Annotated in this window: 21 protein-coding genes and 2 tRNA genes; 18 read left to right on the forward strand and 5 right to left on the reverse strand. The window is 71.4% G+C overall.

What is annotated here, in order from left to right:
• The first annotated feature begins 167 nt into the window (after positions 1–167).
• From ACFY8U_RS19550 to ACFY8U_RS19585, 8 genes are all read left to right on the forward strand, one after another.
• Complete coding sequence (locus ACFY8U_RS19550) at positions 168–2693, forward strand: YfhO family protein (protein WP_389572097.1); 2526 nt, start codon at positions 168–170, stop codon at positions 2691–2693.
• Positions 2690–3706, forward strand: coding sequence for a glycosyltransferase family 2 protein (locus ACFY8U_RS19555; RefSeq protein WP_389571688.1), 1017 nt, complete (start codon positions 2690–2692; stop codon positions 3704–3706). The genes ACFY8U_RS19550 and ACFY8U_RS19555 overlap by 4 nt, the downstream gene beginning before the upstream one ends.
• Positions 3706–4152 (forward strand): GtrA family protein, encoded by a 447-nt coding sequence (locus ACFY8U_RS19560; protein WP_389571690.1) that lies wholly within the window; start codon positions 3706–3708, stop codon positions 4150–4152. The genes ACFY8U_RS19555 and ACFY8U_RS19560 overlap by 1 nt, the downstream gene beginning before the upstream one ends.
• Positions 4153–4300: 148 nt before the next feature.
• Positions 4301–5407 (forward strand): glutamate 5-kinase, encoded by a 1107-nt coding sequence (gene proB / locus ACFY8U_RS19565; RefSeq protein WP_389571693.1) that lies wholly within the window; start codon positions 4301–4303, stop codon positions 5405–5407.
• 166 nt (positions 5408–5573) lie between these two features.
• Entirely contained in the window at positions 5574–6053 is a 480-nt protein-coding gene (locus ACFY8U_RS19570; protein WP_361435014.1) for a hypothetical protein, read from the forward strand.
• Between the two features lie 90 nt (positions 6054–6143).
• Positions 6144–7427, forward strand: coding sequence for a glutamate-5-semialdehyde dehydrogenase (locus ACFY8U_RS19575; RefSeq protein WP_361435013.1), 1284 nt, complete (start codon positions 6144–6146; stop codon positions 7425–7427).
• Positions 7428–7540: 113 nt separating this feature from the next.
• Positions 7541–8143 carry a hypothetical protein gene (locus tag ACFY8U_RS19580; protein WP_389571695.1) on the forward strand — a complete coding sequence of 201 codons (603 nt, stop codon included), beginning with the start codon at positions 7541–7543 and terminating at the stop codon, positions 8141–8143.
• 121 nt (positions 8144–8264) lie between these two features.
• A complete protein-coding gene (locus tag ACFY8U_RS19585; RefSeq protein ID WP_389571697.1) occupies positions 8265–9347 on the forward strand; it encodes a hypothetical protein in 1083 nt (360 codons plus the stop codon).
• Here the strand turns inward: ACFY8U_RS19585 and ACFY8U_RS19590 are convergent.
• A complete protein-coding gene (locus ACFY8U_RS19590; protein ID WP_389571699.1) occupies positions 9332–10474 on the reverse strand; it encodes a M48 family metallopeptidase in 1143 nt (380 codons plus the stop codon). The genes ACFY8U_RS19585 and ACFY8U_RS19590 overlap by 16 nt on opposite strands.
• A 224-nt stretch (positions 10475–10698) precedes the next feature.
• Here ACFY8U_RS19590 and ACFY8U_RS19595 point away from each other — a divergent pair, with 224 nt between their 5' ends.
• From ACFY8U_RS19595 to ACFY8U_RS19620, 6 genes are all read left to right on the forward strand, one after another.
• The gene (locus ACFY8U_RS19595) at positions 10699–10860 is read left to right on the forward strand and encodes a hypothetical protein (RefSeq protein WP_361435009.1); all 162 of its coding nucleotides are present in this window, start codon (positions 10699–10701) and stop codon (positions 10858–10860) included.
• Between the two features lie 52 nt (positions 10861–10912).
• Positions 10913–11533 carry a nicotinate-nucleotide adenylyltransferase gene (gene nadD / locus ACFY8U_RS19600; protein WP_361435008.1) on the forward strand — a complete coding sequence of 207 codons (621 nt, stop codon included), beginning with the start codon at positions 10913–10915 and terminating at the stop codon, positions 11531–11533.
• Between the two features lie 19 nt (positions 11534–11552).
• Positions 11553–13253 (forward strand): LCP family protein, encoded by a 1701-nt coding sequence (locus tag ACFY8U_RS19605; protein ID WP_389571702.1) that lies wholly within the window; start codon positions 11553–11555, stop codon positions 13251–13253.
• 80 nt (positions 13254–13333) lie between these two features.
• Positions 13334–13774 (forward strand): ribosome silencing factor, encoded by a 441-nt coding sequence (rsfS, locus tag ACFY8U_RS19610; RefSeq protein ID WP_361435006.1) that lies wholly within the window; start codon positions 13334–13336, stop codon positions 13772–13774.
• Entirely contained in the window at positions 13771–14424 is a 654-nt protein-coding gene (locus ACFY8U_RS19615; RefSeq protein ID WP_389572100.1) for a histidine phosphatase family protein, read from the forward strand. The genes rsfS and ACFY8U_RS19615 overlap by 4 nt, the downstream gene beginning before the upstream one ends.
• An 85-nt stretch (positions 14425–14509) precedes the next feature.
• A tRNA-Ala gene (locus ACFY8U_RS19620) sits at positions 14510–14582 on the forward strand.
• Between the two features lie 48 nt (positions 14583–14630).
• On the opposite strand, the gene ACFY8U_RS19625 is transcribed toward ACFY8U_RS19620, so the two are convergent.
• Positions 14631–15548, reverse strand: a complete 918-nt coding sequence (locus ACFY8U_RS19625) for a helix-turn-helix transcriptional regulator (RefSeq protein WP_389571705.1) — start codon at positions 15546–15548, stop codon at positions 14631–14633.
• A gap of 94 nt (positions 15549–15642) precedes the next feature.
• On the opposite strand from ACFY8U_RS19625, the gene ACFY8U_RS19630 reads away from it, so the two are divergent.
• From ACFY8U_RS19630 to ACFY8U_RS19640, 3 genes are all read left to right on the forward strand, one after another.
• Positions 15643–17076 carry an MFS transporter gene (locus ACFY8U_RS19630; protein WP_389571707.1) on the forward strand — a complete coding sequence of 478 codons (1434 nt, stop codon included), beginning with the start codon at positions 15643–15645 and terminating at the stop codon, positions 17074–17076.
• 71 nt (positions 17077–17147) lie between these two features.
• Positions 17148–17363, forward strand: coding sequence for a hypothetical protein (locus tag ACFY8U_RS19635; RefSeq protein WP_389571710.1), 216 nt, complete (start codon positions 17148–17150; stop codon positions 17361–17363).
• A 3-nt stretch (positions 17364–17366) separates the two neighbouring features.
• Entirely contained in the window at positions 17367–17600 is a 234-nt protein-coding gene (locus ACFY8U_RS19640; RefSeq protein WP_073751314.1) for a hypothetical protein, read from the forward strand.
• Here the strand turns inward: ACFY8U_RS19640 and ACFY8U_RS19645 are convergent.
• Positions 17579–18805 (reverse strand): glycosyltransferase 87 family protein, encoded by a 1227-nt coding sequence (locus tag ACFY8U_RS19645; protein WP_389571713.1) that lies wholly within the window; start codon positions 18803–18805, stop codon positions 17579–17581. The two genes, ACFY8U_RS19640 and ACFY8U_RS19645, sit on opposite strands and share 22 nt — an antisense overlap.
• Before the next feature lie 119 nt (positions 18806–18924).
• On the opposite strand from ACFY8U_RS19645, the gene ACFY8U_RS19650 reads away from it, so the two are divergent.
• Positions 18925–18997, forward strand: a tRNA-Ala gene (locus ACFY8U_RS19650).
• A 122-nt stretch (positions 18998–19119) separates the two neighbouring features.
• On the opposite strand, the gene ACFY8U_RS19655 is transcribed toward ACFY8U_RS19650, so the two are convergent.
• Both ACFY8U_RS19655 and ACFY8U_RS19660 read right to left on the reverse strand, forming a co-directional pair.
• The gene (locus tag ACFY8U_RS19655) at positions 19120–20697 is read right to left on the reverse strand and encodes an NADH-ubiquinone oxidoreductase-F iron-sulfur binding region domain-containing protein (RefSeq protein ID WP_389571716.1); all 1578 of its coding nucleotides are present in this window, start codon (positions 20695–20697) and stop codon (positions 19120–19122) included.
• Positions 20694–21929 carry a hypothetical protein gene (locus tag ACFY8U_RS19660; protein ID WP_389571719.1) on the reverse strand — a complete coding sequence of 412 codons (1236 nt, stop codon included), beginning with the start codon at positions 21927–21929 and terminating at the stop codon, positions 20694–20696. The genes ACFY8U_RS19655 and ACFY8U_RS19660 overlap by 4 nt, the downstream gene beginning before the upstream one ends.
• Positions 21930–22279 lie beyond the last annotated feature (350 nt).

Here is a 22279-nt window from a genome sequence, read left to right on the forward strand (position 1 = left end):
CAGGAGTTCGGAATTCAGGGATGTCCGCCGTGCTGAATCCCTCGCTTGAGAAGGGCGCCGGCCGGCGAGGAGGCGATTCCTCGCCTGAGGTGACACGGACCGGGCCGGCGCTCGGAAGAGACCTCAGGGCGCGGCGGACCGCGCCCTGGTTCGCCGCCGTGACGGCCATGGGGGCGTACTGCCTCGCCATGGCCGTGCAGGGCACGTACCCCTTCGGCGGCAGATCCCGCGCGGTGAACGACCTCGGGAATCAGTTCGTGCCGTTCCACGCGCGCCTCTGGGACCTGATGCACGGCGAGACCCATGGCGACCTGTTCTTCAATTGGGCCAGCGGATACGGCACGCCCTTTCTCGCCGACTTCTTCACCTATCTGATGAACCCGTTCTCGTGGCTGGTCGGGGTCTTCCCCCGGGACGGTGTCGAGTTCCCCGTCTTTCTGGTGACGCTGTTCAGTGTCGGGCTCGCCGCCGCGATGATGACGGTCTTTCTCGGCCGACTCCACGAGGGAAGTCCCTGGCTGCGCGCCCTGCTCTCGGTCGGATTCGGACTGAGCGCCTGGATGATCTCCGACGGATTCTCGGACCCCATGTGGATGTGGGGCCTGGTCGCCCTTCCGCTGCTCGGCATCGCCTACGACTGGTGCCTGCGCCGCCGCCGCTGGGTGACCGGCTCGCTGCTCGTGACGGTCTGCTGGGCCGGCAACTTCTACACCGCCGCGATGGCCACGATCGGGATGGGCTTGGTCCTGCTCGTACGGGTGCTGCTGGACGGGCGGCCCACGGCGGAGCGGCTGCGCGTGGTCGCGCGGGCCGCCTCCATGACCGGCGCCGGGATCCTGCTGGCCGCGCCCGTGCTGACCGTCAGCCTCAGGGCCAGCAAGCTCTCCCAGCCCGCACCCGAGGCCGTCTATCAGGGCCCACCCGCGCCCCTCGACTATCTGGCGCACCTGATCCCGGGCGGCCTGGTCGGCCGCGCGCCGCACGTCTCCGTCGGCATGCTCGCCCTGCTCCTGGTCGCCACCTACCCCTTCATCGGCCGCGCGCCGCGCAGGGAGCGGATCGCCTGGCTCGCCCTGATCGTGCTGATGGCCGGCTCCCTGGTCTGGCAGCCCACGATCCTGCTCTGGCACGGACTGGCCATGCCCAACGGCAGCCCCTACCGCGCCTCGATCGCCCTCACGGCCGTGCTCGTGTGCGTCGCCTGGCTGGCGCTCGCCCGCCGGCCCCGCCTCCCGGAGCTGCTCGGCGGCGCCGCCCTGGTCCTCGTCCTGGTCCTGTGCGTGAGCACCACCGCGTACATGACGACGGGACCCTGGATCCTCACCGCAGGCGGAGTCGTCCTCCTCGGCCTGCTCCTCGCGCTGGACCGCTTCCGGGACGACCGCCGGGTGCGCCGCGGCCTCACCGTGGCCCTGGCCGGAGCCGTCTTCCTCTCCTCCTCCTACACCGTCCTGTCCACGACACGGATCCGGGACGGCATCGAGTGGTGGAAGCCCAAGCACACCTTCGACGAGCAGTCGCTCGCCGCGTACGCGCAGCTGAAGGCGGCGGACGCCTGGCCCGCGAGCCGTACCGACCCGGGTCCGCACTCGTTCGCCTCCAACGATCCGATGCTGCTCGCCGGGCAGGGGGGTGGCTACTACAGCAGCTATCTGCCGGCGGTCACCGCCGACGCCCTCCACCGGCTCGGCGGCGGCTGGTACATCCAGGGCCGCCACACGCGCAGCTTCAACGACCCGGTCGGCCGCGCCGTCATGGGCGTCGGAAGCTACCTCGAACCGGACGCCGGACCCGACGGATTCGTCCGGCGCGCGGCCCTCGCCCCGCCCGTCGTCACCCTGCGCCCGTCCGGTACGCCCCTCGACGGGACCGTCCGTGACGTCTCGCTCTTCTCGCGCCAGGAACGGGTGCTCGGCGCGCGGGTCTACGAGGTGCCGACGCTCGCGCGGAGCGGTGGCGGTGACCTCGTGCCCGGCCGCGGCTGGCCGCTCAAGGCGGACGGCGCGGGTGCCGGTACCACGTTCACCGCCGTCTGCACCCCGGGCTCGGAGGTGTACTGGTACGCGCCCTGGCTGCGCGGCCGGGTCGACGCGCTCGGCACGACCCTCCGGCCCGTCGGCAAGTACCGCATGACCAGCAACCCGCTGTACCGCCTCGGGACCGTCCCCGCCGACGGCCGGGTCGCGGTCGGGGTCCGCTCGGCGCAGCGCCAGTACATCCCGGAGAGCCCCGTCGGCTGCCTCGACCGCGCCGCGCTCGAACGGGCCGTGCGGCATCTGCGCGCCACCGGCCCCGACCGGGTGGACGCCGCGGGCCACGGCATCGGCGCCGCATTCTCGCCCCGCACGGCGGGGACCGCGGTCCTCTCCGTGCCCGCCACCCCCGGCTGGCGGTGCGCGGTCGACGGCGGTCCCGCGCGCGTGCCGCGCACGCTCGGCGGCCTGATGGCCGTGGAGCTCGGCGACGGCGCCTCGCGGCTCTTCTGTTCCTACCGCACCCCGGGGCTGCGGCTCGGTCTGGCGGCGAGCGGGGCCGCCGCGGCGCTGCTGCTCGCCGTCACCGCCGCCCACCTGCTCCGTACTCGCACCTCCGGCCCGTCCCGTACGCCCCGTACATCGCGCACGTCCCGCACGTCTCGCACGTCCGACTCGTCCCGTAGATCGCGTTCGTCGTTCAGGAGCCAACGTTCATGATCAAGTTGTCCGTCGTTGTCCCCTGCTACAACGAGGAAGCGGTGATCGACCAGTTCGACACCCGGATCCGTGAGGTGCTGGGCGGCCTGCCCATCACGTACGAGATCTGCTACGTCGACGACGGCAGCAAGGACGACACCTTCGTCCGGCTGCGGGCCATCGCCGCCGAGTTCGAGAAGGAGACCCGGTACGTCTCCTTCAGCCGGAACTTCGGCAAGGAGGCCGCCATGCTCGCCGGGCTCCGCGAAGCCACCGGGGACGCCGTCGTGATCATGGACGCGGACCTTCAGCACCCGCCGGAGCTCATCGAGCGCATGCTCGAACTCCACGCCCTGGGCCATGAGCAGATCATCGCCCGGCGCACCCGCGAGGGCGACAAGAAGCTCCGCAGCGCCCTGAGCCGGCTCTACTACCGCGGCGTCAACAAGTGGATCGACGTCGAACTGACCGACGGCGTAGGCGACTTCCGCCTGCTCTCGCGCGCGGCCGTGGACGCGCTGCTCTCGCTGCCCGAGTACAACCGCTTCTCCAAGGGGCTCTTCTCCTGGATCGGCTTCGACACCGTCACCTTCGACTACCAGAACGCCGCGCGCGAGGCGGGCGAGACGAAGTGGAAGTTCAGCTCCCTGCTCAACTACGGCATGGACGGGCTGATCTCCTTCAACAACAGACCGCTGCGCATCGCGATCTGGCTCGGTCTCACGCTCACCGGTCTCGCCGCGCTGTACGTGATCTGGATCGTCGTGGCCGCCCTCACCCAGGGTGTCAGCGCCCCCGGATATGTCACCCTGGTCGCGATCATCGTCGGGCTCGGCGGCGTACAGATGATCATGCTGGGGCTGATCGGCGAGTACATCGGCCGGATCTACTACGAGACCAAGCGCCGGCCGCACTTCCTCGTCAAGGAGACCGACCGCACCCGGACGCGCCGCCCCCTCGCCGGCAGCGCCTATGCTGCGGGCCGCCGGGACGGCCGCGTCGCCCGCGTCGCGGCGACCGAACGGGAGATGTGATGCGCGGCCAGCTCGGCCAGATCGTCCGCTTCGGCGTGGTGGGCGGGATCAACACAGGGACGTTCTACGGGTGCTATCTGCTGCTGCACCCGTGGATGCCCTACTTCGCCGCCTACTCCATCGCCTTCGTGCTCAGCATGGTCGGCTCCTTCTTCCTCAACACGTACTTCACCTACCGCACCCGGCCCACGTGGAAGAAGTTCGCGCTCTTCCCGCTCACCAACCTCACCAACTACCTGGTGCAGAGCGTCGGCCTGTACGCCCTGGTGACATGGGCCGGGATGGACGACCGGATCGCACCGCTGGTCGCGGCCGTCGTGGCCATTCCGTTCACCTATCTGCTGGCGAAGAAGATCCTCGTGCCGGGCGGGCGCAAGGCGCAGGCGGATTCCGCGGGCTCCACCGGTGATTCCGGCGTCGAGCCGGACTCCGTCGCCTCGCGCTGACCAAAGGCCCGGCGACGCGGCGCCGGTCCGTTCCGCTGGGTGGAATGGACGGGCGCCGTCCGTCCCGGCTCGCGTAGATTGCCTGGCAGACATCCGAGTGGGGACGACGCAGGTGACGGCGGTACAGGTGACAGAGGCAAGGCAGTTCGTGACGGAAGCCCGACGGATCGTCGTCAAGGTCGGCTCCTCCTCGCTCACCACCGCGTCCGGCGGCCTCGACGCCGACCGGGTCGACGCCCTCGTCGACGTCCTCGCCAAGGTCCGCAGCGGTGGCGAGAAGGAGATCGTGCTGGTCTCCTCCGGCGCCATCGCCGCCGGTCTCGCCCCGCTCGGCCTCACCCGCAGACCCAAGGACCTCGCCCGCCAGCAGGCCGCCGCCAGCGTCGGCCAGGGCCTCCTCGTCGCCCGCTACACCGCCTCCTTCGCCCGCTACGGCGTTCGCGTCGGCCAGGTGCTGCTCACCACCGACGACACCAGCCGGCGCGCCCACTACCGCAACGCCTACCGGACCCTCGACCAGCTCCTCGCCATGGGCGCCCTGCCGGTCGTCAACGAGAACGACACCGTCGCCACGGACGAGATCCGCTTCGGCGACAACGACAGGCTCGCCGCCCTCGTCGCCCATCTCGTCCGCGCCGACCTGCTCGTCCTGCTCTCGGACGTCGACGGGCTCTACGACGGCGACCCCGCCAAGCCGGGCTCCTCGCGGATCGCGGAGGTGGCGGGACCCGAGGACATCGCCCATGTCGAGATCGGCTCCGCCGGCAAGGCCGGGGTCGGCACCGGCGGCATGGTCACCAAGGTCGAGGCCGCCCGGATCGCCGCCGCCGCCGGCACCCCCGTCGTCCTCACCTCCGCCGTCCGCGCCGCCGACGCCCTCTCCGGCCGCGACACCGGTACGTATTTCCACCGCACCGGCCGCCGCTCCGCCGACCGGCTGCTCTGGCTCGCCCACGCCTCCACCCCGCAGGGTCATCTGACCCTGGACGAGGGTGCGGTACGGGCCGTCGTCGAGGGCAAGAAGTCGCTCCTCGCGGCCGGAATCGCTGCCGTGGAGGGGGAGTTCGTGGCCGGCGACCCGGTGGAACTGCGCGACACCGACGGCCGGGCCGTCGCCCGCGGGCTCGTCAACTTCGACGCCAAGGAGATCCCCCGGATGCTCGGCCGCTCCACTCCCGAGCTCGCCAAGGAGCTCGGCCCGGAGTACGAGCGGGAGGTCGTCCACCGCGACGATCTGGTCGTCGTCCGCCCCTGATGCGCCCCCTCGTGAGCGGCGTGTGGAGAAACGGCTGAAAGACCGGCCATCCGGTAGGGACCTTTACCAAAACCGCCCCGGATGCCGCCTCGGGCTGGTCAACTTTGTCTCGGGGACAAGACAAGGGCGGGGTACAGCACCACACGCATCAAACAGGAGGCCGCCGGTGAGACGAGCGCGCCCAGGGGCACCGCCCCGAGGGACTGCCGAACGCGCCCTGACCAGTGTCGAGGCCGGAGCCGACTTCGACGAGGGACAGGACACCGACACAGCTGGGACACGCGTCGAGGAACGGCCGGTGGTCGACTCGAAGCTCTGGCACATCACCCTCAGCGTCTCGGGCGCCGAGGCCCCGCTGAAGGAGGTCAGGCGCGGCCTCGAACAGCTGGCGCATGACCATCCCTTCCTGCTGACCAGCCGCTACGCCAATGATCACGCCGAGATCCGCTACTGGGAAGAGGCCCGTGACCTGCACGATGCCGCGGCGGTCGCGCTGCGGCTGTGGGGCGAGCACCGGCAGAGCGCCAAGCTGCCGCCGTGGGAGATCGTCGGCCTCGAGGTCATCGACCGCGAGACCTACCACCAGCGCATCGCCGAGGGCTACGGCCCCCCGCCGGCCGCCCCGGTGGGGGTCCACCCGTACTGAGAACGGCGCCTCTGAGACCAGCGTCTCGGAGTGCGGGATACGAACGGCATTCGTGAGGGATGTCCGCAGAGGTGCCAGTACCCTGCGGGCATGACCTCGCTCACGCCCCTCGACAACCTGTCCCCGGTCGCCCGGGCCGCCTACCGCGCCCGCGCCGCCGCCGCCGAAATCGCGCCACTTCCGCGCGCGGCCAAGGACGACGCCCTGCTGGCGATCGCGGACGCCCTCGAGGTCCGCACCGCCGAGATCGTCGCGGCGAACGGCGAGGACGTCGCCCGCGCCCGCGAGGCCGGCACCAGCGAGTCGATCATCGACCGGCTCACCCTCACCCCGGAGCGCGTCCGCGCCATCGCGGCCGACGTACGCGACGTGGCCGCCCTGCCCGACCCGATCGGCGAGGTCGTCCGCGGCTCGACCCTCCCCAACGGGATCGATCTGCGCCAGATCCGCGTCCCCCTCGGCGTCGTCGGCATCATCTACGAGGCCCGCCCCAACGTGACCGTGGACGCGGCCGCCCTCTGCCTCAAGGCCGGAAACGCCGTGCTCCTGCGCGGCTCGTCCTCCGCCTACTCCTCCAACACCGCCCTGGTGAAGGTCCTGCGCGACGCCGTCGGGGGCGCCGGCCTGCCCGCCGACACCATCCAGCTCGTCCCCGGCGAGTCCCGCGACTCGGTACGCGAGCTGATGCGCGCCCGCGGGCTGGTCGACGTCCTCATCCCGCGCGGCGGCGCCTCCCTGATCCGTACCGTCGTCGAGGAGTCCACCGTCCCGGTCATCGAGACCGGCACCGGAAACTGCCACGTCTACGTGGACGCCCAGGCCGACCTCGACATGGCCGTCGACATCCTGATCAACTCCAAGGCCCAGCGCCCCAGCGTCTGCAACGCCGCCGAGACCCTCCTCGTCCACCAGGACATCGCGGACGCCTTCCTGCCCCGCGCCCTCGCCGCCCTGGCCGACGCCGGAGTCACCGTCCACGCCGACGAGCGGGTGCTCGCCCGGGCCGAGGGCTCCAAGGCCACCGTGGTGGCCGCGACCCCGGAGGACTGGGAGACCGAGTACCTCTCCTACGACATCGCCGCCGCCGTCGTCGACTCCCTCGACAAGGCCGTCGAGCACATCCGGCTCTGGTCCTCCGGTCACACCGAGGCGATCGTCACCACCTCGCAGGCCGCGGCCCGCCGCTTCACCCAGCTGGTCGACTCCACGACCGTCGCCGTCAACGCGTCCACCCGTTTCACCGACGGAAGCCAGTTCGGCTTCGGCGCCGAGATCGGCATCTCGACCCAGAAACTCCACGCCCGTGGGCCCATGGGCCTGCCCGAGCTGACCTCGACGAAGTACATCGTCACCGGCGACGGCCACACCCGCTGACCTCGGAATCCCCCGATCGGCCCCGCCTCCACGGGGCCCGGGGGAGCCGGACGGGCGGGGATAGTTCGCACTCTCCCTGCCCAAAACCACCTCCCAGGTCTACTCTGAAAAACGTGCCGGACGACGTGGGGGGCAAGCCGTTCCCGGACGGCAGGGACCCTGAGAACGCTGACGACCGCGGGGGTGCGGACGACTTCGCCACCGTGGTGTTCGACGAGGACTTCGTACGGGCCGCCGAGGTCCATGAGCCGACCGCCGTGGAGCGCCTCCTCGCGGCCGCGCAGGCGCGCGCCGAGGCGGAGGCCGCCCGTGCCCGGGCCGGCGGCGGGCCGGGCGACGACGACCTCTACGAGGACGGCTACGACCCCTCGGACCCCCTCGGCGGCCGCTACGGCCCGGACTACGACCCGGACGACCCCGACGGCGACTCCGGCCCCTACGGCCCCCATGGCGGCGCCCTGCGCCCCTACCGGGGCAGCGCCCGCTGGCACCGGCCCGTCGCCTGGGTGCTCGCCCTGGTGATGGGCGTCGGCATGGTCGCCCTCGCCTTCACCGCGGTCTACCGCGGTGCCTCCGCCAACCGTCAGGACCAGGTCCCCGCCCCGGCGACCACCGGGATCGACAAGCCGCGTGTGAACCCTCCGGCGGTCACCGCGCCCTCGGCCTCCGCCGAGTACTCCGCGCCCCCCGTCCCCGCCGTCCCCCGAACGCCGTGAGCCCTGCGATCCGAGCCCCCGGGAGCATGTGCCCTGGTGGCCGGGTCTTTCGTCGGAATTCTTCGGAACTTGTCGTGTACCTGGGCGTTTACCGGGGCCGCGTCCGACCTACTCTGAAGGTATGGCAGGGCGTGGCGACCCGCCTGAGGGGCCGGCTCCCGACCCCGGCGGTGGTGAGGACGAGTACCGATCCGTCGTCTTCGACGAGTCGTTCGTCCGTGCTGCCCGGCTCCAGGAGTTCTCCGCCGAGGAGCGGATGGGGGAGCACTCCCAGGCCGTACGCTCCCGCCCCACCTGGGCCGAGGCCAGAAGCGGCTCCCGCCAGGCACTCCTGCTGGTCCTGCTGATCCTCCTCGCCTTCGGTACGGCCATATATCTCGGCGTCCGCAACCCCTACCAGCCCCCGGTCGACCAGCGGGCCGAACCGCTGCGGATCACCATGGTCCCGCTCGCCCCGCAGGGCCCCGTCCCGGGCGGCGAGCCGGCCCAGCTCCTCGCCCACAGTCCCGCCGCCGAGTACCGCACGGGCGCCGCCGGCATCAACCTCCCGGACACCGGACGCACCACCCACTTCTCGGAGAGCCAGGTCGTGACCGCCCTCACGATCGCCAAGGACTATCTCGTGGCCTCCTCACTGGAGCCCGACGTCCTGACGGGCGTGACGGTCCGCCCCGCCCGGCTGCTCCTCGACCCCGACCAGCTGGCGCAGTTCGACCAGAGCGTCGAGACCTCGCTCGACGACGGCCGCCACGCGGTCGGCGGCTGGCTGGTGCGGTTCGACCCCGCCGAGGTCGCCCTGGCGGACCGCTCGGTCCGCGTCCAGGGCACCCTCCGCTTCGCGGAGACGGCGACCGACATGCTGGAGGTCACCTCGGACCACACCTTCACCTATGCCCTGCGCCCCGCGACCTCCGGTGCCGGGCCCGTGGGCGAGGCCTCCCTCTTCACCGTCCACCGCGAGACGCACTTCCGCTTCGACCGCGAGGACCTGCGGATGCACCGCGCCGAACTTCTCGCCAGCACCGTCCATGCCGGTCCGCAGGCCTGCGGACCCGACACAGCCGGCGCCCTGCGCCCGCTGCTCGCCGGCGAACGGGCCCCCGACTCGGGCGGGGCGGCCGTCACCGACCCGTACGCCACCGGCCGGCCGGCCGTCTCCTCGCTCTGCGGGACCCTGGCCCCGAGCGCTCAGCCCTCCTTCTGACCGCCGCCCGTGCCGCCGCCGTCACCGGTGGTGCCGTCGCCCTCGCCGTCACCGCGGCCGCCCGTGCCGCCGTCCGTGCGCGGGGCCCCGCCGCCGAACCGGCTGCGCAGCTTCCCGCCCAGATCGCCCGCCAGGTCGCCCGCGCCGCCGGCTATGTCGCCGACCAGCTTCATCAGCGGATCCTTGCTCGTACGCACCGATTCGGCGTAGTGCCCGGCCGACTCCCGGAAGGAGTCGGTCACCGAGGTGTCCTTGTCCTCCGACCGCCGCGGGTAGTGCCCGTCCATGATCCGCTGGTAGTCCCGGGTCTCGGACCACTTCTTCAGCTCGGCCGCCCGGACCGTGGTGAAGGGGTGCGTCCGCGGGAGCACGTTGAGGATCTTCAGGACGGAGTCGCGCAGGTCGCCGCCCTTCTCGTACTCGTCGGCCTGGGCGAGGAACGCGTCCACGTTCATCTCGTGCAGATGGTTGCCGCCGGCGATCTTCATCAGACCGCGCATCGACGCCTGGAGGTCCTGCCCGACCAGGAGACCCGCCCGGTCCGCGGACAGCTCGGACTTGCGGAACCACTCCCGCAGCGCCGTCACGATCGCCATGATCGCCACGTTTCCGAGGGGGATCCAGGCGACCTTGACCGCCAGGCTGGTGAGGAACAGCAGGATCGTGCGGTACACGGAGTGACCCGAGAGGGCGTGGCCCACCTCGTGGCCGACGACCGCCCGCATCTCCTCCTCGTCGAGCAGCTCCACGAGGCCCGTGGTGACCACGATGATCGGCTCGTCGAGACCGATGCACATCGCGTTCGGCTTCGGGTCCTGCGCCACGTACATCGGCGGGACCTTCTCCAGGTCCAGGATGTAACACGCGTCCCTCAGCATGTCGTTGAGGTGGGAGAACTGGGCGTCACTCACCCGCACGGAGTCGGAGAGGAAGAGCAGTCGGAGGCTGCGCTCGGGCAGCAGCCCGCTGAGGGCCTTGAAGACCGTGTCGAAGCCGGTGAGCCTGCGCAGGGCCACGAGCGCCGAGCGGTCCGCGGGATGCTCGTAGGCGCGTGAGGAGATTTCCGGGAATCGCTTGCGCTGCCTGCTCGGCACGTTCCCCTGGTCGTTGTCGGACTTCTCGGTCATGGATGCCCCCTGTTCGTACGAGACCTTGCTCGTCCCCCTGACGAATCCCAGCCTAGGTGCTGGGGTCCCCGGACGCCGGAGCCTGTGGATAACTCGGGCATGGGGGACAACGACGGGGTACGACAGCCCGGACAACGACTGAGTCGGCGTGAGCGTGCCCGGACGGCCCGCATACGATGTGCGCGAAGTCTTCTCCCGTCCCCGATCGATAGGTCCTGTTGAAGATGAGCCTCCACAGCACCGCCGTCAGCCTGGTCACGCTCGCCGAGGGCGCCGAGCACGGTGGCAACCACGACAGTCTCAACCCCTACCTCACCGGTTTCGGCGCGCTCGGTGCGCTGCTCCTGCTGCTGTGGATCACCACCCGCTTCAACCGCGACCGCTGAGCCGGCGACCGGACCGAAGGCGCCCGCTGCCGTGCCAGTAGGCTCTGCACGCATGGGAGAGCAGGAAGTGCCTACTGGCGGCCGCGGCAAGCGCCGACTCGGCGTGATGGGCGGAACGTTCGACCCGATCCACCACGGACACCTGGTGGCCGCCAGTGAGGTGGCCGCCCTGTTCCACCTCGACGAGGTGGTGTTCGTGCCGACCGGGGAGCCGTGGCAGAAGAGCCACAAGGCCGTGTCGCCGGCCGAGGACCGCTATCTGATGACGGTCATCGCCACGGCGTCCAACCCGCAGTTCTCGGTCAGCCGTATCGAGATCGACCGCGGCGGGCCGACGTACACCATCGACACCCTGCGGGACCTGCGCTCCCTCAACGGCGACTCGGACCTCTTCTTCATCACGGGGGCCGACGCGCTGTCGCAGATCCTCACGTGGCGCGACGCCGAGGAGCTCTTCTCGCTCGCCCACTTCATCGGCGTCACCCGGCCGGGCCACGACCTCACGGACGACGGCCTGCCCAAGGGCGGCGTCTCGCTGGTCGAGGTTCCCGCGCTCGCCATCTCCTCCACCGACTGCCGGGCGAGAGTCGCGCAGGGCGACCCGGTCTGGTATCTGGTGCCGGACGGCGTGGTGCGCTACATCGACAAGCGCCAGTTGTACCGCGGCGAGTGAGCCTCGGAGAGGGGCACCGGTGAACGATCAGAACCCGTACGACCCGTACTACCCGCAGCCGCAGATCATCGGCTACGACGAGTACGGGCAACCGGTGTACCAGCAGGTCCCACCGCAGGCACAGCAGTCGTACGACGCCTACGACCCGTACGCCGCCCAGCAGCAGCCGCAGGGGCAGCCGCACGCGCAGCAGCAGCCGCAGGCCCCGCAGCACGGGCAGCAGCAGGGGTACGGCTACGACGCCTACGGGCAGCCCGCCCAGCCCAGGCAGCCGCAGTACGACCCGTACGGGCAGCAGCAGCCGCAGCAGCAGGGCTACGGGTACTCCTCGTACGACACCGGGCAGCAGTGGGCCGTCCAGCCCGAGACGGCTCCCGCGCCCGCTCCGCCCGCTCCCGTGGCCGCTCCGGCCGGCGTGCCGGGCCAGCGCTCCGCGCCGGAGGACGGCGGCGAGCGCGACTACCGCACCGAGCAGTTCTCGTTCATCGAGGAGCCCGACGAGGACTCCGAAGACGTCATCGACTGGCTGAAGTTCACCGAGAGCCGCTCCGAGCGGCGCGAGGAGGCCAGGCGCCGGGGCCGCAACCGGGTCGTCGCCCTGATCGTGGTCCTCGCCCTCGCCGCCGTCGGCGGGGTCGGCTACCTCTGGTCCGCCGGCAAGCTCCCCGGGTTCTCGAGCGAGGAACAGAAGCAGAACACCGCGACGGGCCCGCAGAAGCGCGACACGATCGTCGTCCATCTCCACGACCTCAAGGGCGGCGGCACCTCCACCGCCCTGCTCGTCGACAACACGACGACCGGGCAGGGCACCACCGTCCTTCTCCCGAACGAGCTCTCCGTCTCCACCGACGACGGCACGTCGACCACGCTCGCCAAGTCCGTCGAGGACGACGGCTCCAGCGGCACCCGAGAGTCGATCGGCAACCTTCTCGGTACGGAGATCGCCGGCACCTGGCGGCTGGACACTCCGTACCTGGAGAACCTGGTCGAGATCGTCAGCAACATCGACCTCACGACCGATGTCACCGTGCCCAGTGACAAGAAGGGCGAGGACCCGCTCGTCACCAAGGGCGAGAACCAGACGCTGAACGGCCGCGCCGCCGTCGCCTACGCGACCTACCGCGCGCCCGGCGAGGCCGAGGCCAAGCAGCTCCAGCGGTTCGGCCAGGTCATGTACGCCGTGCTGCGGAAGATGTCCGACGACCCCAAGGCCAACGCGGACACCATCGCCACGCTGGTCATGATCCTCGACCCGTCCCTGCCCGAGAAGGACCTCGGCGCCTCGCTCGCCGGGCTGGCCAAGCACGCCAAGGGAGGCGACTACAAGACGGCGCTCCTCCCGGTGCAGCAGGACGGCTCTCTGGGCGAGGGCGCGGCCGACAGCGTGGTCAAGGACATCCTCGGCGGCAAGGTCAGCCCTCCCGATCAGGGCGGCGCGGCCCGCGTCTCGCTCCGCGACGCGACCGGCAAGGACGCCACGGAGGCCGCCAGGGTCGTCCTGGTCAACGGAGGCTTCGCCTTCGTGGGCGGCACCGAGGCGGACACCCAGAAGAGCTCGCAGGTCCTGTACGGCGACGACGCCCAGAAGGCGACCGCGGTCGAGGTGGCCAAGACGCTCGGCCTCCCGGAGAGTGCGGTCAAGAAGGGCAAGCCCGCCGGAAACGCCGCGGTCACGGTGGTTCTGGGCCAGGATTACAAGATCCCCGGGAGCAAGAAGTGACCCGTTCGTAATCGTTTGCGGGGCGGTCGGCGGTACGTGAGACCCTTGATGTGTCTCTGACCGCCGACGAAAGCCTGCTTGTGACCGCCACGGATCGCTCCATCGAGCTCGTCAACGCCGCCGCCCAGGCGGCGGCCGACCGGCTCGCGCACGACATCATCGCGTACGACGTCAGCGATGTGCTGTCGATCACCGACGCATTCCTGCTCGCCTCCGCACCCAACGACCGCCAGGTCAAGTCGATCGTCGACGAGATCGAGGAGCGGCTGAACAAGGACCTCGGCGCCAAGCCGGTCCGCCGTGAGGGCGACCGCGACGCCCGCTGGATCCTCCTGGACTACGTCGACATCGTCGTCCACGTCCAGCACAGCGAGGAGCGGGTCTTCTACGCTCTGGAGCGGCTCTGGAAGGACTGCCCCGAGATTTCCCTTCCCGAGGACGCCCTGAAGACGCGCGGCAAGGCCGCCGAGCACGCCGCGCTGACGGGTGCCGCCGAGGAGACGGACGGTGAGCTGAGCTGAGCACGACCAAAGGCGGCAGCGGCCGCCGCATCGTCCTGTGGCGGCACGGTCAGACCTCGTGGAACCTGGAGCGCCGCTTCCAGGGCTCCACGGACATCGAGCTGACCGAGACCGGTGTCGCCCAGGCGCGCCGGGCCGCCCGGCTGCTCGCCTCGCTCAAGCCGGACGCGATCATCGCCTCCGACCTGAAGCGGGCGGCGGCCACCGCGGCCGAGCTGGCCGCGCTCACCGGTCACCCCGTCGCGTACGACTCCGCCCTGCGCGAGACGTACGCGGGGGAGTGGCAGGGGCTGACGCACGACGAGATCGTCGTGCGGTACGGCGAGCAGTACGCCGCCTGGAAGCGCGGCGAGCCCGTGCGCCGGGGCGGCGGCGAGCTGGAGACCGAGGTCGCCGACCGGGCCGCCCCGGTCGTTCTGGAGTACGCGGACAAGCTGCCCGACGACGGCACGCTCGTCGTCGTGAGCCACGGCGGCACTATCCGCACCACCATCGGCCGGCTCCTCGGCCTGGAGGCGCCTCACTGGGAGAGCCTCGGCGGGCTCTCCAACTGCTGCTGGTCCGTCCTCGGCGAGGGCGCCCGCGGCTGGCGGCTCATGGAGCACAACGCCGGCACGCTGCCCGAGCCGGTTCTCGGCGACGACGACTGAGTCGCCCGCGGACCCGGATTTCACTTTCCGGCAGGTCACAGGCTAAAGTTCTTCTTGTTCGCAGCGCGGAGCGCGAAGAACACGAGGGGCTATAGCTCAGTTGGTAGAGCGCCTGCATGGCATGCAGGAGGTCAGGAGTTCAATTCTCCTTAGCTCCACAGTCACCGAATCCCGTCCCCACCAGGGGGCGGGATTCGTCGTTTCCATCACGCCCAGGTGTCCACCCCCTCGGTGCGCAGCGTCTCGACGGCCCGCCGGCTCTCCTCGTCGTTCGGCGTGTACGCCACGATCCGGCACTCCGGCATCCCGTTGATCGAGAGCGACACCGACGTCATCCGGAGCTCTCCCACCGCGTCGTGACGGAAGGTCTTGATCTGGCTGCGGGGCGGCACGACATCGCCGCTCCGCCACATCCGCGCGAACTCCGGGCTCGCCTCCGTGAGCCGCCGGACGAACGACTCCCAGGCGGGCTCGCCGGCATGCCGGCCGTACGCTCCCCGCATCTGGGCGACCATCAGCGGCAGCTCGCGCTCCTTGTCGACGACCGGGCACTTCTGGTCGGCGATCGTGAACAGCGTCCACAGGACGTTGCGGACGCCGGGTGACGTGGCCTCCGGGACGGAGAACAGCAGCCGGTACGTGGAGTTGGTCGCCAGCACGTCGTACCGGCTGTTGTAGACGACCGCCGGATGAGGCGCCAGGGCGTCCAGGATGCCCTGGATCTCCGGGCTGACCACGTCCACGTCCTCGGCGCCCTGGTCGGGCGCGAACGGCACCTCGGCCAGGTGGTACAGATGCTCCCGCTCGGGACGGTCGAGCCGGAGGACCCGGGCCACCGCGTCGAGCACCTGGGCGGAGGCGTTGATCGGGCGTCCCTGTTCCAGCCAGGTGTACCAGGTGACGCCGACGCCGGAGAGCTGGGCGACCTCCTCGCGGCGCAGCCCTGGTGTGCGGCGGCGCAGGCCCGGTGGCATGCCCACGTCCTCCGGAGTCACCCGGGCCCGGCGGCTGCGCAGGAACGCGGCCAGTTCGTGTCGGCGTCGGCGCGATGCCGGTGCCGGAGTCGGTTTCGGTGCCGGAGCCGGTTGTGGTGCCGCTGCTGCCAAGATCGTCACACCCCCCATGGTCGAGTCCCCCTGCCGCCGTTGCCAGGTGGTGTCAGTACCAGCATCAGCGGGCTCTCGTTACCCGTATCGGATCGGCGTCACGCTGCCTGTCATGACGACGACCACAACACGTCCCGTACTCAGTAAAGACCGCGGCACTGACAACCGGCGGCGGCTGTTGCTCGCCGTGCTGCTCGCCGCTCAGTTCATGGCACTGCTCGACGTCTTCATCGTCAACGTCGCGGCGCCCACCATCCGTACCGAACTCTCCGCCTCCGGAGCGGGACTTCAGCTCGTCGTCGCCGGATACACCATCGCCTACGCGGTCCTGTTGGTCACCGGCGCGCGGTTCGGCGACCGGCTCGGCCACCGCCGCACGTACCTCGGCGGACTCGCCCTCTTCACCGCCGCCTCGCTCGCCTGCGGACTGGCCTCGGGAACAGGCCAGTTGATCGCCTTCCGGCTCGTCCAGGGCGCCGGAGCGGCCCTGATGATCCCGCAGGTGCTCAGCCTCATCCAGCGGAACTTCACCGGGGAGGGCCGCGTCCGGGCCCTCAGCGCGTACTCGGCGGTGCTCGCCACCGGCGCCGCCGCGGGTCAGGTCGCCGGCGGCGTCCTCGTCAGCGCGGACCTGTTCGGCAGTGGCTGGCGGCCGGTCTTCCTCGTCAACGTACCCATCGGCCTTGTCCTGCTGGCCCTGGGCGCCCGCGTGCTGCCGCGCGACGCGCGCACCGAACCCGAACGCTCGCGCTCCCTCGACCTGCCCGGCCTGGTCCTGCTCGCCGCCGCCGTCTCCCTCCTGACCGTGCCCCTGGTTCTCGGGCAGGAGGAGGGCTGGCCGCTGTGGTCCTGGCTCTCGCTCGCGGCGTCCCTCGTGCTCCTCACCGCCTTCGGCGCGTACGAATCGCGGCTCGCCCGCCGTGGTGGTGCCCCGCTCATCGCCCCGCACGTCCTGCGCGCCCCCGGCATCGGACGGGCCGCGTTCCGGATCGGCGTGGCGATGGCCGTCAACGCCGGGTTCCTCTTCACCATCACCCTGCACCTGCAGGGAGGGCTCGGGTACAGCGCCCTGCGCGCCGGGCTGACGTTCGCCCCGGCCGCCGTCGTCTTCGGCGTGATCGGTCTCACCTGGCGGCGCTGGCCCGCCCGCGTGCAGCGCTTTCTGGTCCCGGGAGGATTCCTCGCCGCGGCGGCAGCGGCGGTGGCCATGGGAGGCCTCCTCAAGGGCGGCGACAGCGGCGGCTGGGCGCTCCATCCGGCTCTCGCCGCCATGGGCGGGGGGCTCGCCCTGGCCTTCAGCCCCGCCCTGACCGGCGCGCTTGCCGGCGTACGGCCCGAGGACGCGGCCGACGCCAGCGGTCTGCTCGCCACCGTCACCCAGCTCGGCCAGCTGATCGGAGTGGCGACCTTCGGCACGCTCTTCCTCGGCCGGCTGGACGCGCCAGGGGCGCACGCCTCCGCCGACGCGCTCTGGGTGTGCGGTCTCGCGCTGGCCGCGGCATCGATCTTGGGCGCGTCGACCGCCCTCGTACGCCGACCTCGCTGACCCCCTTGCGGGGCCATGGCAGAATCGGACGGCCGGAGGGGAACGAGGGTCCGGGCGGGAGGGAGTGCGCGTTGGCCGTGAGTGGTGCCGAGGATGCCGAGGCCCATGCCGTCGCCGAGCCCGCAGCGGTCCCAGACGCGGTCCCACGCGCGGTCCGCGCCGCCGTCGAGGGGGCCGGATCCCGGCTCGACTGCCCCTCGTGCGGTTCCGCCCAGGTGGCCCAAATGCTCGGTGACAACGGCGGAGTGTCCTATGTGTGCACGTCCTGCGGCCACAGCTGGAGCTGAGTGATGGGAGCACACAGGCGGAAATGCGACTGGTGCGGCAGCGGCACGCCCATCGTCCGGGACATGGATCCGGTCAATTCCGAGTACCAGTACTGGTGCGAGGAGTGCGCGCGGGCGCTGATCATAAAGGGCGACCCGATCGAGACGTACCGTGAGCTCGAAGGAGAGCCGATCTACGGTCGCCTCCTCGACGAGCACTGCACCCTCAAACGGTTCTACTCCTTCGCCACGGCCTGACGCCGGCGCGTGAGGGCGTAGCCCACGAAGAGCGCCGCGATGGTCAGCGGATAGACCCCCGACAGCAGCATCTGACCCGCGTTCTGGTCGAGTTCGGGGCGACCCGGGTCGTGCGGCACCCACCACAGCGCGAACGAGGCGAAGACCAGCGCCACCGCGCCCGCGGTCCACCGCGGGCGCACCCGGTCACGGCGGTCCACCAGCAGCACGAGCAGGGGGACGCACCACACCCAGTGGTGGGACCAGGAGATCGGGCTGACCATCAGCGCCGTGATCGCGCAGACCACGACGGCCAGGGCCTTGTCCCCGCGCAGCGCGGCCCGGACCGCGAGTGCCATCGCGGCGGCTCCGAACAGCACAGCGACCACCAGCCACCACAGGCCCGGGTCGTCGGTGTGCATCAGCCGGGCCAGCACGCCACGCAGCGACTGGTTGGCCGTCTCTTCGGCGAAGCCGACCCGCCCGGTCTCGAAGAGGGTCTCGGTCCAGAAGCGCTTGGAGTCGTACGGCAGGACCAGCGCGCTCGCCAGTGTCGTCCCGAGGAACACCGCCGTCGCCGTGGCCGCCGTGCGCAGCCACCGGTTCCAGCGCCTCTCCCGGCGCCACTGGAGCACCCCCGCGACCACCAGGAACACCACGAACAGACCCGGTGTGAGCTTCACCGCAGTCGCCAGACCGATGCCCACGCCCGCCCAGCGGTGTCCTTCGCGGCGTGTGAAGTCCCACAGCACGGCCACCGCGATGAGCAGGTTGATCTGCCCGTACCGCAGCGTCGTCCACACCGGCTCGCACCAGACCACGACCGCCGCCACCAGCAGCGCGGCGCGCCACAGCCGCGCCCCCGAAAGGGACGGACGGACCAGTTGCAGGGAGAGCTGCACCAGCGCGACCACGAGCAGCAGGTTCCCCGCAGTCGCGAGCGTCCGCATCAGCGGAACTCCGACGAAGGTCAGCGGGACGAACAGCAGCCCCGCGAAGGGCGGATAGGTCATGGCGAGGTTCGCCGAGGTGGCGCGCATCGCGTAGAGGTCGCCGCCGGCCCGGACGGTCTCCCCCTCCGCCCGGTAGACCATGACGTCCAGCATGTTCACGTGGGCGAGCCGCTGGGCCACCCAGAACGCTATGAACGACAGGAGACAGGCAGCCGCGGCGGTGGCGAGAGGCCACTGGCGGGCGCGGGTTCGGGCGAGCACGGACACGGTCACAGAGGGGGACCCTACCCGGCACCGTCGGGCCGCCAGGGAAACGATTTGGTGATCCCACGGGGAGCCGGTTAATGTTCTGTCTGTCGCCGCGGGGGAAACCCGGACGGGGCGGACAGCAAGGGGCTATAGCTCAGTTGGTAGAGCGCCTGCATGGCATGCAGGAGGTCAGGAGTTCAATTCTCCTTAGCTCCACAGAAAGAGAAGCGGACCATCCGAATCGGATGGTCCGCTTCTTCGTTATCCGGTGGTCCCGGACCGGGGGTGTTCCGGTCCGGGACCACCGAGTGCTCAGGGTGCTCCGGGTTTTCCGGGCGTCAACCTCTTCCGCTGCCCAGTGCCTTACGGCCACCGCCCGGCGGCAGGGCAGGCCGCTCCTGCGGCCCCTGCTCGATCCGGAGCGCAAGCGCGGGGCAGCGGCGTACGGCCCGCTGCGCCCGGCCGCGCAGGTGCATCGGCACGGAGGCGTCGGCGAGCGCCGGATAGCCGTCCGGGCCCAGCCTGATCAGCTCCGGCACGATGTCCGCGCAGAGCCCGTGCCCCTGGCACAGCGTCCAGTCCACCGCCAGCTTCTCGCCGCTCGGAATCGACTCCTCCGCGTCCTGGTAGCCAGGGGAGGGGAGGGGGAGCACGCCGACGGTCGGGCGGCCGCAGCCGCCGTCGAGGACATGGGCGGCCAGGTCGTCCGTGAAGGCCGAGATGGTCGAGTTGAAGAAGCGGGCCGAACCGTCCGGGTGCTTGCAGGCCCCGCGGCCCTTCACCGCCTGGGTGACCTCCCGCAGCGCCTCCAGGGCGGCCGGACCGCCCCCGTTCAGGACGTCGGACAGGCCGCCCGCCGCAGCGGGAAGGCCGAGCCGGCAGGGTCCGCACTGGCCCGCGGTCTCCGCCGCCAGCCAGTTCGCGACCCGCAGCGACTCGCCGAGCGGGCAGGTCTCCGGGCCGATCGGCAGGATGGCCCCGGCCCCCAGCGCGCCGCCGACGGCCGCCAGCGACGCGCGCGAGACGACGGCGTTGTCGACCGAGACCGAGTCGATCCAGTTGCCGTGGTAGCCGCCCGTGAGGACGCCCTGGGGCAGCAGCGGGGCGCCCGCGAGCTGGAGCACGTACCGCAGCGGGACACCCGTCGGCACCTCGACGACCATGGGACGTGCGACGGCCCCGGAGAGGGTCAGCAGGACCGTGCCGGGCTCCGACTCCAGACCGGCGTGCCCGTAGCGGCGCGGGCCGACTCTGGCGGCCACGGCCAGCTGGGCGTACGTCTCGGCGTTGGACAGCAGCGTCGGCGCGCCGCCCACGCCCGACTCCGCCGCGCGCTCGCGGCGTCCGGCCGGCAGTGCGGGTCCGCCGCCGGCCGCTCGGATCACCGCCGACGCCTCCCCGGAGACCATCCGTTCCGGAGTGCGGACGACACGCGCGCGTAGCGCCTGCCCACGCCGGTCGGAGAGACCCCGCTCGGCGAGCGCCGACCGGATGGAGATCTCCGTGGAGTTGCGCGTCACGGCGACGATCAGCGTCCGGGCGCCGAGCGCCTCGGCGGCCAGCAGCGCGCCGTCCAGGATCAGGTGCGGGGCACGGTTGAGCAGGACCGTGTCCTTGCGGCAGGCGGGCTCGCCCTCGCTGCCGTTGACCACGACCACGGGGCGTACCCCGCGCCGGATCGCCGCCTTGCCGACCGCCCTGAGCTTGCGGCCGAAGGGAAATCCGGCGCCCCCGCGCCCGTGCAGGGATATCTCGTCCGCGAGCTGGGCGAGCTGGTCGCCGCTCATGGGATCCAGGGGCCCGTGCACCTTCAGGTGCATGTCGAGCCCGAGCCGCTCGACCAGGTCGAAGCCCTGGGTGAGCTGGGGCAGACCGACGACGCGGACCTCGGGGACGTCGGGGAGCGGGGCGTTCACGGGCGGTCTCCTGCGGGTGCGGTCCAGGGCTCACCCGCGGGAGGCGGGGTGGCGTAGGTCGGCGTCGGGGGCGGGGTCGTGTACGTCGGCACCGGGGGCTGCGTGTCGTACGTCGGGACGGAGGGCGGCGCCGTGTACATCGGCGGGGACGGCGGGGCCGCGTACGTGGGCACCGACGGTGGGGACGTGTACGTCGGCATCGTCGGGGAGGGAGCGGGCCAGTAGCCGGGACGGACGGGTGTGTCGGGGACGACGGGGAGCTCCTCGGTCATAGGGATGCGTTCGGCGAGCGGGGCAGTGCCATCGGGGGCGTACGGAGCGGGCTCGGGCGCCGGAGCGGCGCGGGACACCGCGCGGTAGGCGGCCGAGAAGCCGCCCGGGACGCCCGGCGAGGGGCGGTCGAGCCACTCGGTGGACACGGTGGGGGGTTCGTAGCGGGGCTCCTCGTCGACCGTGACAGCCGGGTCGGCCGAGCCGGCGACCAGGCCGGGCAGCTCGGTGCTGCGGGGCTCCGGGGGACGTGTGCGCCCCTCCAGGGACGCGAGGAGCCCGGCGAACCGGTCGGCGAGCGCCCGCTGCGTCGGGGCGGGCAGCATCCTGAGTGCGACGGCGGAGGCGACCGCGGTGAGCGCCAGGCAGTACATGACGACGACCCAGGTCGCGGCCGGCCGTCCCGCGTACAGACCGTGCACGAGGGCGAAACACCAGGCCGGATAGGCCAGCATGTGCAGCGGCCGCCAGCGGGCGGCGAAGCGGCTACGGCCCGCCAGCGTGCTGCGCAGGGCGCCGGTGGAGGCGGCGACGACCATGAGGAGCCCGGCGAGCGAGCCGAAGCCGATGAGCGCCGACGTGCCCGTGATGCCCAGGCCGAAGGGGACGAGGGCGCCGATGAGCTCCACATGGCCGAGCGAGACCTTGACGGTGCCGTGCAGCAGCAGGAAGCCGAGCGAGGCGATCGCGGTGGCGCGGTGGATGCCCTGGGCGAGCAGCCGGTGCCGGGTGGAGAGCAGCAGCCGGTCGGTCGCGATCAGACCCCACGCGACCGACGCGGTCAGGGACACCAGCGACAGCACGCCGCTGGTGAAGTCGAGCGCGGCCCGGAATCCGTCACTGCCGCCGAGGGCGAGCAGAGGAATGATCACCAGCGCCGCGACCGATATCCCGCCCTGAACCGGTCTGCTCATACCGGTGCGCTGGGCGGGGTTGGAGCGGATCTTGCGATGAGGGTTCATGGGGGCGACTCCGAATGGTGCGGATTAAGAGGTCCCGTTGCCGCATGCTAGGTCGCTCCATACCAGGCGGTAGGTGGTTTGCTGGTTTACAGGCCGCAGGACGCGGAACTGACTTTTGGGTTGCCCCGGATAAGGGCGATACGCGGAGTAACCCGGGCGGCTCGGACGCCCCGACCGCACGGTGGAACGCCGGTGCGGCCCGCACGGGCCCTGCGGTACCCTGACGCCATGCGTGCCGTACGCCTTCTGCTTAGCGAGCCGCGCTGATCAGTCCCGACGGATGAAAGATCCTGTCGGTATCGGCGCGGCGTCCCCTCCTGTGCGAGGGGATTTTTCATTTCGTGGCAGTG

The sequence above is a fragment of the Streptomyces sp. NPDC012508 genome (assembly GCF_042902595.1).
Lineage (GTDB): Bacteria > Actinomycetota > Actinomycetes > Streptomycetales > Streptomycetaceae > Streptomyces.